12 protein-coding genes and 1 pseudogene are annotated in these 12496 nt (G+C 59.7%); 9 read left to right on the forward strand and 4 right to left on the reverse strand.

Features of this window, described 5'->3' with window-relative positions:
* Positions 1 to 13: 13 nt before the first annotated feature.
* The 9 genes and pseudogenes from ACZ5D1_RS02405 to ACZ5D1_RS02445 all read left to right on the forward strand — a co-directional run bounded on the left by ACZ5D1_RS02405 (position 14) and on the right by ACZ5D1_RS02445 (position 8557).
* A complete protein-coding gene (locus tag ACZ5D1_RS02405; RefSeq protein ID WP_011366613.1) occupies positions 14 to 658 on the forward strand; it encodes a hypothetical protein in 645 nt (214 codons plus the stop codon).
* The gene (locus tag ACZ5D1_RS02410) at positions 655 to 1143 is read left to right on the forward strand and encodes a magnetosome protein MamC (RefSeq protein WP_011366614.1); all 489 of its coding nucleotides are present in this window, start codon (positions 655 to 657) and stop codon (positions 1141 to 1143) included. The genes ACZ5D1_RS02405 and ACZ5D1_RS02410 overlap by 4 nt, the downstream gene beginning before the upstream one ends.
* Before the next feature lie 12 nt (positions 1144 to 1155).
* The gene (locus tag ACZ5D1_RS02415) at positions 1156 to 1530 is read left to right on the forward strand and encodes a hypothetical protein (RefSeq protein WP_011366615.1); all 375 of its coding nucleotides are present in this window, start codon (positions 1156 to 1158) and stop codon (positions 1528 to 1530) included.
* A gap of 4 nt (positions 1531 to 1534) precedes the next feature.
* A complete protein-coding gene (locus ACZ5D1_RS02420) occupies positions 1535 to 1777 on the forward strand; it encodes a hypothetical protein (RefSeq protein ID WP_011366616.1) in 243 nt (80 codons plus the stop codon).
* A 6-nt stretch (positions 1778 to 1783) separates the two neighbouring features.
* Positions 1784 to 3934: a heavy metal translocating P-type ATPase gene (locus ACZ5D1_RS02425; protein ID WP_011366617.1), complete on the forward strand. Its 2151-nt coding sequence runs from the start codon at positions 1784 to 1786 to the stop codon at positions 3932 to 3934.
* The gene (locus ACZ5D1_RS02430; protein ID WP_011366618.1) at positions 3931 to 4659 is read left to right on the forward strand and encodes a FeoA family protein; all 729 of its coding nucleotides are present in this window, start codon (positions 3931 to 3933) and stop codon (positions 4657 to 4659) included. Before ACZ5D1_RS02425 ends, ACZ5D1_RS02430 begins: the two co-directional genes overlap by 4 nt.
* 61 nt (positions 4660 to 4720) lie before the next feature.
* Positions 4721 to 5109 (forward strand): annotated as a pseudogene (locus ACZ5D1_RS02435) (Fur family transcriptional regulator).
* A gap of 2 nt (positions 5110 to 5111) precedes the next feature.
* Positions 5112 to 7214, forward strand: a complete 2103-nt coding sequence (locus ACZ5D1_RS02440) for a heavy metal translocating P-type ATPase (protein ID WP_011366620.1) — start codon at positions 5112 to 5114, stop codon at positions 7212 to 7214.
* A gap of 105 nt (positions 7215 to 7319) precedes the next feature.
* Positions 7320 to 8557 (forward strand): IS3-like element ISDde2 family transposase gene (locus ACZ5D1_RS02445; protein ID WP_455697283.1). Its coding sequence is split into 2 segments (ribosomal slippage): positions 7320 to 7674 and positions 7674 to 8557, totalling 1239 coding nucleotides; the frame shifts between segments, so codons are not numbered across the junction.
* A 50-nt stretch (positions 8558 to 8607) separates the two neighbouring features.
* Here the strand turns inward: ACZ5D1_RS02445 and ACZ5D1_RS02450 are convergent.
* The 4 genes from ACZ5D1_RS02450 to ACZ5D1_RS02465 form a co-directional block, all read right to left on the reverse strand.
* Positions 8608 to 8856: a hypothetical protein gene (locus ACZ5D1_RS02450; RefSeq protein WP_011366621.1), complete on the reverse strand. Its 249-nt coding sequence runs from the start codon at positions 8854 to 8856 to the stop codon at positions 8608 to 8610.
* Between the two features lie 348 nt (positions 8857 to 9204).
* Positions 9205 to 11028 carry a glutamine--fructose-6-phosphate transaminase (isomerizing) gene (glmS, locus tag ACZ5D1_RS02455; protein ID WP_011366624.1) on the reverse strand — a complete coding sequence of 608 codons (1824 nt, stop codon included), beginning with the start codon at positions 11026 to 11028 and terminating at the stop codon, positions 9205 to 9207.
* A 104-nt stretch (positions 11029 to 11132) separates the two neighbouring features.
* Positions 11133 to 11693, reverse strand: coding sequence for an HPP family protein (locus ACZ5D1_RS02460; protein WP_464555785.1), 561 nt, complete (start codon positions 11691 to 11693; stop codon positions 11133 to 11135).
* 156 nt (positions 11694 to 11849) lie between these two features.
* Positions 11850 to 12479 carry an XTP/dITP diphosphatase gene (locus tag ACZ5D1_RS02465; protein ID WP_011366626.1) on the reverse strand — a complete coding sequence of 210 codons (630 nt, stop codon included), beginning with the start codon at positions 12477 to 12479 and terminating at the stop codon, positions 11850 to 11852.
* Positions 12480 to 12496 lie beyond the last annotated feature (17 nt).

Raw genomic sequence — 12496 nt, forward strand, 5'->3', positions numbered from 1 at the left:
AGGAGGAATGAACATGTCTGAAAAGTATCAGGAAGGTTCCGCAGCCGGAAGCGGTGCGGCAGCCGGTGCATGGGGCGCCGGACAGGCCGCGCCCGAAGGTTTCCGTCCGGAAGCCGGGCCGCAGCCGGGCGGATTGTATCAGTTCTGGCCTCAGGCCGGATTTGTGCCGGTGCAGTGCCCCACTCAGGGGTATGCCGGACAGGAACAGGGGCCCCGTTATCAGCCTGTGCAGGGCGCTCCCTACGGCGGGCAGCAGATGTATTACGGTCCGCAGGGTATGGCGCAGGGCATGGCGCAGGGCGGATACGCCCCGCAGCCGGAAGCAGGCATGTACGGCGGACAGGGCGCGGCCGGTGCAGGCATGAACACCGCCGGAGCTTCCGCGGCGGAGGGCCTCAATCACGACCAGAACCGTCTCGGCGAAATGTACGGCATGGTGAACGACCTGATGGAAGGCAAAGCCGACAGCTCAAAAATTCTGGGTTTTCTTGGCGGTTCGGGCGGCGACTTCTGGAAAGGCGCTCTGGTAGGAGCCGCGGTTGTTTTTCTGCTGAACAACAAGGACGTTAAAGACGCAGTGGCCGGTACGCTGGGGGCTGTTTTCGGCGGTGCCGCAGGTGCGGCTGCCGCGGAAGAGCCGCAGGAGGAACAGCAATGAGCAAACATGTGCACAGACCCACAGTGACCGCAGGGGCGGCTTTTAATGCCGGTCTGCTGGGCGCGCTGGTGGGCGGAGTGGCAGAAGCCGCCGGCTCGGCTGCGCAGGTGCGTGCAGGAACCATCACGCGGCAGCAGGCGGTGACGAACGTGGCCCGCGAGGCGGGCACCACGGGGCTTGCCACCGGCGGTGCCGTGGCGGTGGCCGGTTCGCTGGGGCTGACAGGGTTTGCTTCGCTGGCGGGTATCATTCTTGTGGCCACAGGGGCCAAATATGCTCTCGATTCTCTGCTGCGGCCCGTGAAAACATCATGCTGCCCGGCTGCCGTCAGTCCTGCCGCAGAGGAGCAGCCCGTTTGCGCGGCTGTCGATGCGGCGGAGAAAAAGACTCCGGCCAGACCCCGCAGGCAGTCATCGGCAAAAGGTGCCGAAAAGAAAGCAACATCTGCTGACAACGCCGGTACGCATGCAGCCGGAACAGAATAACGAGGTGATTCCATGAGCGAGTATAAACGTGTTCCGTATCCTCAGGCCGGTCAGGCTCCCGACGGTTCGTATTACAGCGGGCAGATGCCTCAGCAGGGCTATGCACAGGCGCAGGCCGGCATGCAGTACGGCGCCGGTGCGGCGGTTCCTTCCTCTCCTTCCGCCGCTCCCGCTTCCGGGCTGTCTTCGTGGGTCAATGTGTCTAACCCCGACTACCTGAAAGGGCTGGCACTGGGAGCGGGTGTCGCTCTGGTTGCCTGCAACCCAGCAGTGCGGCAGGCCATTATTTCCGGTGCTGTCAAAGTATGGTCGGCAGTGCAGGGCGGGGTGGAAGAGGTAAAGGAACAGATTCAGGACGTGAAAGCGGAGCTCAGCTACAAGGAGTAGCCCTATGGCCGGTTCGCGACCTTATACCGGTGCGGAGATGACCCCCGCTGTGGTTCTGCGCAATAAGAAGACGCTGGCAAAGACCGGCATGGCGGTTGCGCTGGGGGCCCTTGTGGCCACCGGACTTATGAACACAGACCGGACACCCGCCGCGCGCAGGGTGCACCTGCTGTCCGGTGCGGCGCTGGTGGGGTTTTCGCTGTGGCATGTGAGCCTTTATAACAAGACCCGCGGCAGGAGCGGCTAGACAGTCATGAATGCAAGGGAATCTTCTGCGGCATGCGGCGGACACTGCAGCGTGGCGCATGAAATACCGGGGCGTATCCGTCTGCGCAGCAGGCGGCTGTACGACCCCGAGCTTGATGTCGCCTATCTGCAGGCCGTTGTGGAAGCCTTGCCCGGTGTGACGCAGGCGCGGATCAATCCGCGGGCGTTTTCCATGACGGTGGAATATGACGGCAATCCGCATACCAGAACGCGGGTGCTGGGCGTGCTGCGCGATATCCCCGCGGAAGCGTATTTTGCGGGGGCGCGGCATGCCGCGCAAGCTTCGCTTTCCGGCGTGGTGACGCAGGGTGTTTCGGCGGTGCTCACACCATTTCTGCCGGAACACATCAAGGCGCCGCTCAGCTGGCTGCTTGGTCTGGGCACCATTAACGACGGGTTGCTCACGCTGCTGACGGAAGGGGTCAAGGTGGAGGTTCTGGATGCTTCCGCCGTGGGGTTCTCGCTGCTGCGCAGGGACTATTCAACGGCCAACGCCATAGTGGCCATGCTGGGGCTGGGTGAATATCTGGAGCAGTGGACGGAACAGAAATCCAATGACCTGCTGAAAAATCTGCTGCGGCCTTCAGTGGAGCATGTCTGGGTAGAACGGGATGCAAGAGAGGTCCAGGTACCGTTCGGCTCCCTCGGCGTGGGTGATATCGTTATCTGCGGTGCGGGAGAACTGGTGCCGGTGGACGGCACTGTGGCGGACGGCGAAGCCGCGCTCAACCAGAGTTCCATCACCGGCGAATCACTGCCCGTACATGTCCGTCCGGGCGATGATGTGCTTTCCGGTGCGGTGGTGGAGGACGGACGGCTGAAAATAATAGCCCGCACCGTGGGCGGCGAGACCAGCATGGCCCGTATCGGCCGTTTTCTGGAAAATTCGCTGCGCAGCAAATCCTCTTCGCAGACACGGACCGATGAGCTGGCGGACAGGCTGGTGCCTGTGACGTTTGCTCTGGGGCTGGGGCTTTTTGCCCTGACGCGCGATATCCGCCGCGCTGCTTCCGTGCTTACCGTTGACTATTCCTGCGCCATCAAGCTGGCATCGCCGGTGGCTGTAAAGTCGGGCATGTACACCGCCGGACATTGCGGTGTGCTGCTCAAGGGCTCTCAGGCGCTGGATAACCTTGCCCGCATAGACACCGTTGTTTTTGACAAGACAGGCACCCTGACCAGAGGCAACCTGAAAGTTACCGATCTTATTCCCCTGACAGATATGGACGAGCACGAGCTGCTGGCGCTGGCAGCCGGTGCAGAAGAGCATTATTCGCACCCTGTGGCGCGCGCGGTGGTGGCTGAAGCGCAGCAGAGGGGACTGACTCTGCCGCCCATCAGTCAGGTCGATTTTATTGTGGCCCACGGAGTGTCTGCCTTTGTGCAGGGCGAGCAGGTGCTTGTGGGCAGCAGGCATTTTCTTGAAGACGACGAGGGCGTGGATTGCTTTGCCGCGGCCTCATTTGCCCGCAGGTTGCGGGGACAGGGCAAATCGTTGCTGTATGTGGCGCGTCAGGGTGTTCTGGCAGGAGTCATAGCCCTGCGTGACCAGCTGCGCCCCGAAGCCGCAGAAGCGCTTGCCCTGCTCAAAGAGCGCGGTATCCGGAACATTGTCATGCTTACCGGCGACCACAAAGATACGGCGCAGGCCATAGCGGAGCAGCTCGGCTGCATCGACGAAGTGCACTGGGAGCTGAAGCCCGATGACAAGGCCGATATTGTCCGCAGGCTGCAGAGCCGCGGGGGGCTGCTGGCCTTTGCGGGTGACGGTGTGAACGATGCTCCGGCGCTTATTTCCGCCGATGTGGGCATATGCATGCCGGGCGGTGCCGACCTGGCCCGCGAGGCGGCGCAGGTGGTGCTGCTGGAAGACAACCTGAAAGCGCTGGCTGTTGCCCGTGACATTGCCACACATACACAGCATGTTCTGCGGCGTTCATTTCAGGCTGCTGTGGGCATCAATTCCGCAGTGCTTCTGCTGGCGGCCGCGGGCAGGCTTTCTCCCGTCACATCGGCGTTCATGCACAATGCGAGTACTCTGGGCATTCTGGGATATGCCGCGGCAAGCGGCGGCAGAAAACCCGCATCGGTACGGCATGTGCGGACACAGCATGATTCTGTAAAGGGGGTCGCATGATTTCCAGCCTGACCAACGCGCCTTGTGGTGCGGGACTTGTCATCCAGCGTATTGCCGACCCTTCGCTGGAGCGGCGTCTTGCGCGCATGGGGCTGTTTCCTTCAAGCGTCATCACCCGTCTGGACGAAGAAGTGGCCCTGCACACCGTGCGGGTGCGCGGTCCCCGCGGAGAAGTGGTGCTGAGCGGCGGCATGGGGGGCAAGGTCATCGTGCATCTGGAAGACGGACGCATGCTGCCGCTGCCGGAACTGCATGTGGGTGATAAAGGTCACATCGAGGCGGTGACAGCCGGAGAGTCCCTGCTGGCGGCACTTGCCGCTCTGGGGTTGAAGAACGACGACGAAATAGAACTGCTGCGCCGGTTGCCGCCCATGGAATACGTGACCGTGGTCGAAGGCAGAGGGCGTATACGCCTGCCTGAAGGCATGGCAGCCAAGATTCTGGGCGTCATGGGAGACATCGAGTGCCAGTTTGTCAATGCACAGGCAGGCAGTCCTTTTCTGGTCAGGCGCATTCTGGGCGGCGAAAGAGCACAGAAGACCATTGCTCTTCTGGATATCCGCGAAGGAGGCACGCTGCGGCTGGAATCTGTGGAAAAGGCTCCCAGCTACAGAATGTCTTCGGGTGACCGTATCATTGTGAGCAGCCATGAAGGGCTGCGGCTTTTTCTGCGTGTGGATCAGGCCGATCTGATCATTGTGAACAGCGAATCAGGGGAGGCCTAGCTTGAGCGGCAAAAACGCGTATCAGACTTTTGTGGATTATCTGCTTTCCAATTCGCAGAACATGACACCGCAGCGGGCAACCATAGTGGGAGCCTTTCTGGAGACGGAAGGACATTTTTCTTCTGAAGATCTGTACCACAAGGTCAGAAAGACCGAGCCGGGAATAGGGCAGGCACAGTGTACCGCACGCTTAAGCTGCTTGTGCGCTCGGGGCTGGCAGACTGCTTTGATATGGGCGAGGGGGTGACGCTGTACGAACATGCGTATGATCATCCCCATCATGATCATCTGATCTGCACACGCTGCGGCAGAAAAGAAGAAATTGTGGATGAGACCATAGAGCGCCGGCAGGTGGAACTGGCGGAGCGTTCCGGCTTTACACTGAGCCGCCACAGGATGTTTCTGTACGGACTTTGCCCCGCATGCCGCCGTAAAGGTATAAAGGACTGACCGTGGCACAGTATCCTTTGCCGCAGCTTGTACACCGCACCCGCGGCAGATTGCGCTACAGGTGGCGCAGGCTGTCCGACCCCGCGCTTGATCCGGAGTATTTTGAAGCATGGCTTGAAAATACAGAAGGTGTGGCGCGGGCCAGAGTGAACCCCCGCGCCGCCTGTGTGGTGATAGAGCTTGCCCCGCAGGGGAGCGGGGCGGATTTCGGCAACGTGCTGCTGCGGGTACCGGCACGGGCTTTTTCGCGCGGGGTGCCCGCACCGCCGCGCAGAGGTCTGGGCGATGCGGTGTTTCATGCGGCAATGACCGCAGCTGTTGCCGCGATGCCGCCCGGGCTGCAACTGCCGGTGGCGGCCGCAATGGGCGCTCCGGCAGTGCTGAAAGGGGCTGAAACGCTGCTCACTCAGGGACTCAAGGTGCGGGTGCTGGACATGGCGACCATAGGCTTTTCGCTGCTGCGCGGCGATTATGTGGCTGCCGCGTCCATATCCACCATGGTTGTTGTGGGCGAATTTCTGCGTCAGGCAACCGAGGACCGCTCCAACGGGCTGCTGAAGAGCCTTGTGGCCGCTCCTGTGGAGTCGGTATGGGTGCGCCGCGGAGATGCGGAGGTCGCCGTTGCCTTTGCCGATGTGGTTCCCGGCGATCTGGTGCTTGCGGGCAGCGGCGGGCTGGTGGCTGTGGACGGACTGGTGGTGGCGGGTGAGGCTTTGCTGGACTGCAGTTCCATAACCGGAGAATCCGCTCCGGTGTATGTGAAGGAGGGGGCGGAGATTCTCTCCGGCTGCGTTGTCCGTGAAGGCGCTGTGACCATTGAGGCCCGGCGTACCGGTGCCGAAACAAACATGGCCAGAATTTCGGGCTTTATGGAAAATGCGCTGCGTGAAGTTTCGGCCAGAGAACGCCGCAGCGACAGGCTTGCGGACATGCTTGCCCCCATCACGCTTGGTCTGGGCGCCGTCCTGTATGCCGCCACGCATGACGCCTCGCGCGCTCTTTCTGTTCTTACCATCGATTATGCCTGTGCGGTAAAGCTGCCGGCGCCCGTGGTTATTAAAACTTCGCTGCATACCGCTGCCAGAGAGGGCGTGCTGATTAAAAGCGGCTCCGGACTGGATGCGTTTGCAGAAGCCGACACTCTGGTTTTTGACAAGACCGGAACTCTGACCACAGGGCGGCTGCGGGTCACTGATGTGCTTACGGCCGGTATTGCTGATGATGAATTTATCCGTCTGGCCGCATCGGTGGAAGACCGGTCGGATCATCCCGTGGGGCAGGCCGTGGTGGCGGAAGCGGCGCGCAGGGGCCTTGAGCTGCTGCCGGCGGGTAATGCCTGCTGCAGTATCGCACACGGCATAGAGGCCGTGGTGGCCGGCCGCGTGGTGCGCGTGGGCAGCCATCACTACATTGCCGAAGACTGCGGCATCAGCTGCGCGGCACTGGCCGGAGAGGCTGAACGGTTGCGCAGTGAGGCCAAGACGCTGGTGTTTGTTGCTTCCGGCGAGTCGCTGCTGGGCCTTATTGCCCTGCGCGACGAGATACGCCCCGAAGCATGCGATGTGCTGCGGCAGATGCGTTTGCGGGGCATACGGCATGTTTATGTGCTGACAGGCGATCATGCCCGGACTGCTGAGACTCTGCTTGCACAGGTGCCCGGTATTGACGGGATGCATACGGACCTGCTGCCGGAAGAAAAAGCCGCTTTTGTGAAAGACCTGCGGAGCAAAGGGCACAAGGTGGCCATGATCGGCGACGGCGTGAACGATGCTCCCGCTTTTGTGGCGGCAGATGTGGGGGTGTCACTTTCACGCACGCAGGGGCTGGCCAGAGAATCGGCCCGCATTGTGCTGCTGCGTGACTCTCTGCACGGGCTGGTGGTGGCGCGGGATACCGGCCTGAGGGCTGCGGGAATACTGGATAACTGCTTTATGGCAGGGGTGGGCATAAATACCGGCCTGCTGCTTGTGGCCGGTGCGGGGCTGCTGTCACCTGTTGCGGCAGCTGCTGTTCATAATGCCACAACGTTCGCCATACTTGGCGGCTCAGCCTGGGCGGCCGGCAGACGGCCGGCAGCCGGACAGCAGACAGACCGGCGGAACTGACCCCGCCGCGCAGACGGAATACAAAAAAGCCTTTCCCCGCGGAAAAGGCTTTTTTTGTGTGTCTGTCCCGTCCTGAAATAGGTTGACAAGTAAGGAGCCTATTTCATGGAAAGTGAAAAGAATCAGCATGTAAAGCGCACCCAACGAGACTACACGATGGCCTTTAAAATATCCGTCGTGACTCAAGTGGAACAAGGCGAAATGACATACAAGCAGGCTCAGAAGATGTATGGTATTCAAGGGCGCAGCACTGTGCTTATCTGGCTTAGAAAGCACGGAACTCTTGATTGGAGCAAGCCTGTGGTACATTCGAGTAAATCGCCAAAAGCTAAAGAGACTCCCGCGCAGCAAATCAGAAGATTGGAACGGGAGCTGAGGGACGAGAGGCTGAAGAACATGCTTCTCAACGAAATGATTGACATTTCAGACCGCGAATACGGGACTGCCATAAGAAAAAAGTTTACCCCCGAGCTGCACGAAATCTTCAACAAAAAGCCAAAGTAAGCTTGGCGGCTTGTTGCAGGCAGCTCGGGGTGAGCCGCCAATCTGTTTATCAGGCCGAAAAGCGTTTTGAATTCCGAGCTATCCAGCTTCAAGTTGTGAAAGAGCTGGTGCTTGCCGTCAGAGCCAGAATGCCTCGGCTTGGAACCAGAAAGCTGTATTCGCTGCTGTGCGATGCTATCAGCGCAAAGGGAATCAAGCTTGGGCGCGATGCTTTGTTCGCGTTGTTACGAAAGGAGCACATGCTCATAAGGCGCAAACGAAACTACACAAAAACAACAAATTCAAAGCATTGGCTCAAGAAGCACCCGAACTTGTTTAAAGATATCCGACCATCAAGTCCGGAGCAGGTTTTTGTTAGTGACATCACATATCTTTCGACAAGAGAGCAGACCTACTACCTCACCTTGGTGACGGATGCTTATAGTAGAAAGATCATGGGACATAGCCTCAATCGGGATCTTGGAGCTGAAGGGGTGTCCAAGGCACTGGAAAAAGCTGCCAGGAACCGTTTGACTACCAAAGAGGCAATCCACCACTCTGACAGGGGGCTTCAGTACGCATCGACCATCTACCAAGACAAGTTGAGTAAGGCAGGGATGCTTTGTTCCATGACTGATGGATACGATTGCTATCAGAACGCTTTGGCTGAACGGGTGAATGGCATCCTGAAGCAAGAGTTTCTATTTGTGCCATGCAAAAGTTACGATGAGTTGAAGGCAGTTGTGGACGAGTCGATCGGAATCTATAATACGGAGCGTCCTCATCTTAGCCTGAATATGAAGACGCCGGAGTATGTACATAAAATGGGCTGTGAGGTTGCCCTCACAGCCCAAACTTGAACAATCTAAAAAACGTCAACTCATTTTAGGACGGGTCAGTCAGCAGGATGTCAGGCTTTTTCCTCTTTTACCGTCACGGGGCACGGTGCCGGTTCTTTGCGGGCTTCTTCCACCATGTCTTTTACATTATCACGGGCGCATTTGTAACGATCTTCCGCCCATGCCGAGGCCTTTACCCCGCCGCGGATGACTCCCACGGCAGCCTTGCGCAGCAGCCCGCTTTTGTAGACCGCATATGCAGCCAGCCCGATGACGGCCACACCAAGAGACGTTGATACAGTTGAACGCAGATGAAGCATATGTCCTCCTGAGGGGTTTGTCTGTATATATGCCTCATACTCCTGCAGCGGGCAAACCGTGAAAACGGAAATCAACGCTGATGATATATTTCCCGCAGCAGGAGCATATTTCTCTTTGTAGAATCAACTGTAACAGATTGCGTACGGTAACGGAGTATTTTCCGGACATAGACTGCGCGGCCTGCGCCCGTCGGTTTTTCGGGGCGCAGGTGCGTTGTGTTCCGCCTGATGCCTGGGGGCAGTATGCCGGGATGAATGAAGACAGCGCGCGGGCCGCAAAAAAAGCGCTCCCCGCACGCCTTCAGATAAAGGCGGCAGGGAGCGCATCGGGTGTCTGACAGACCGCTGCTATTCCACTGTGACGCTTTTTGCCAGGTTTCTGGGCTGGTCAACGTCTTTGCCCAGATAGTCTGCGGCTTCATAGCTGAAGAGCTGCAGAGCGGGCAGGGCCAGAAACGATGAGAGCGGGCCCCATGCCTCGGCCATGACCCACGGGCTGTCCACGGCAAGGTCGGCCCCCGGATGCACCAGTGCGATGATGCGGCCGGAGCGTGCCTGTACTTCCTGCAGGTTTGATTTGACTTTGGGGTACAGATCGTCGGCGGGCGCCACGGCAAACGTGGGGAATTCCGGATCGATAAGCGCTATGGGACCGTGCTTCATTTCACCGGCGGCATAGCCTTCGGCATGGATGTAGGAAATTTCCTTGAGCTTGAGTGCGCCTTCCAGTGCCAGCGGATAGCTGAGCCCGCGCCCCAGAAAAAAGAAACTGCGTGCCGAAGAGTATTCGCGGGCAAGACGTTTGGCTTCTTCCCGCATTCTGGGCAGTTCCGATTCAAGCTGTCCGGGCAGTTTTTCCAGCCCGTCCACCGCGGCTCTGCGGGTTTCATCGGGCAGCACGCCTTTGCGTATGCCCCAGTAAAGCGCCAGCAGTGCCAGCGCAGTCATCTGGCTGGTCATGGCCTTGGTGGAAGCCACACTGATTTCCGGCCCTGCCTGCGTGTAGACCACCGTGTCCGCTTCTCGCGCGATGGATGAGCCGACAACGTTGCACAGGCCGATGACCGGCAGGCCCTGCTCTTTGGCCAGCCTCAGCCCTGCCAGTGTGTCTGCGGTTTCACCGGACTGGCTGATAACCAGTACGGCTTCGCCCTGTTGCATGATGGGCTGGCGGTAGCGGAATTCAGAGGCTATTTCAACGCTCACCGGCACACCGGCCCATTGTTCCAGCAGCTGTTTGCCCCACAGACCGGCGTGAAAACTGGTGCCGCAGGCCACGATATGCAGCCGCGAGGGAATGGCAGCCTGTTCCAGTTCCGGCAGGGTGACGGTGCGCTGTTTCCAGTCCATGCGTCCGGTCAGGCAGTCGCTGATCACACGGGGCTGCTCAAAGATTTCCTTGAGCATGAAGTGCTTGTAGCCGCCTTTCTGTGCGGCCTGAACGTCCCACGTGATGTGGTGAACCTGTTTTTCAACCGGAGAAAGGTCTTTTACATTCATGACGCTCCAGCTGTTGGCGTCGATGCGGACCATTTCTCCGTCTTCCAGAAAGACCACGTCACGCGTGTAGGGCAGAAATGCGGGAATGTCGGAAGCAAGGAAATTTTCGCCCTGCCCTATGCCCATGACCAGCGGGCTGGACTGCCGTGCGGCGTACAGCGTGCCGGGGTTGCGCGAATCGCATACCACAATGGCGTATGCGCCTTCGGCCCGCTGCAGCGCCATGGATATGGCCGTATCCAGCGAGCCTGTGCTGCGCAGACATTCGGCAATGAGGTTGGCACAGACTTCCGTGTCGGTTTCAGACCGGAACTCATACCCTTTTTCCAGCAGTTCAGCCTTGAGCTGCTGGTAGTTTTCGATGATGCCGTTGTGAATGATGGCCAGCGAACCGTCCTGACAACAATGCGGGTGTGCGTTGCGTTCTACGGGCACCCCGTGTGTTGCCCAGCGGGTATGACCGATGCCGCTGGTCGCCATGGTCACGTTTATGCTTTCCAGCTTTGTTTCCAGATTGGCCAGTTTGCCTTCGGCGCGGACGATGTTCAGCTCTTTGTTCTGTACAAAGGCGACCCCTGCGGAGTCGTAACCACGATATTCCAGCCTGCGCAGGCCTTCAATGATGACGGGAACGGCGGGGCGGTGCCCCGCGTAGCCGATTATGCCACACATAGGGTTCTCCTTGCGGGATGTGCCGGAGACTTGCGATTCCGGACGGGAAGTAACAGTCGGGCATAGTACGTTGTCGGGGGCATCAGCGCAAGAGTATGAGACACTCACCACCACCAGCGCGGATAACTGCGCCTGCGGCTGAGGTTGTTGACCACAAGAGCCACGCCCAGAATGATGGCTGCACCCGCGCCGGCGGGTATGATTACATACATGTAGCCCAGCGCGTGCACGGCGGGGCTGCCGATAACGGCGATAAGCGCGGTGGCACCGCCCGGAGGATGCAGCGTGCCGGTAAGATGCATGAAAAAAATGGCCAGCGAAACAGCCGCCGCCGCGGCAAAGGCGTCGTTGCCCAGCAGCTGGAAACAGGCAACGCCTGTCGCGGCCGACAGCAGGTGCCCGCCCACCAGATTGCGCGGCTGCGCCAGAGGAGCGTCGGGGGCGCCGTAGGCCAGCACTGCCGATGCGCCGAAGGACCCTATCAGCAGCACGCTGTCTGCGCGGGAAAGAAACGAATTGAGCAGTCCCAGCAGCAGGATGCCCGCAAAAGCACCTGCGGCTGACCAGCAGGCTTCGTGCATGCAGGGGCGCCAGTCATTGGTTGCACAGCCCCGCATTTTGCACAGGTATCCCGCAGGGGCCGATTTTTTCTCCGGTTGTGTCATGTGCCGGATATGCCCTGTCCTGCGGCGGAACACTGTGACCTGCGTCACATCCGGCATGCAGTGTGTACCGCCACGCCCGGCCGTGCGTTTAAAAAAAAGCCCTGTTCCTGACAGGATAGTCAGAAACAGGGCCGGAAGTGTGCGGCTGCGGCAACCTCAGCAGGCCTGCTGCCAGAACTCGGGCCAGATACGCATGAGTGCGGCAAGAGCCTTGCCGCGGTGCGAGCGGGCATTTTTCTGTTCGGGCGGCAGTTCTGCGGAGTGCAGGCCGGAGTCTGAATCGATGAACAGCGGGTCGTACCCGAACCCGTTGCTGCCTCTGGCGGCTGTGGCTATGTGGCCTTCCCACGAGCCGCGGGCCGTGGCGGTGTGTCCGTTGGGCGCGGCTGCGGCCATGACGCACATGAACCGCGCTGTACGCTTTTCGTGCGGTACGCCTGCCAGCGCCCCCAGCAGCTTGGCATTGTTGCGCTGGTCGCGGGTTTCGCCGGGCAGGTGCGGGCTGTCGTCACTGTAGCGGGCCGAATATACGCCCGGTGCCCCGTCCAGTGCGTCCACGGACAGGCCGGAATCGTCGGCCACGGCCACCAGACCTGTGGCCTGCGCCACGGCACGCGCTTTCAGCAGGGCGTTTTCTTCAAACGTCGTGCCGGTTTCCTCTATTTCGCCCACCTGCGGAAAGTCATCCAGTCCGCGTACGGTCAGTCCCGTGTCTGCAAGCATGGCGGAAAGTTCCGCGATTTTTCCTCTGTTGCGGGTGGCAAGTACGATAACCTGCTGTTTCATGCGGTTCAGGCTCCTGA

The sequence above is a fragment of the Oleidesulfovibrio vietnamensis genome, assembly GCF_055388115.1.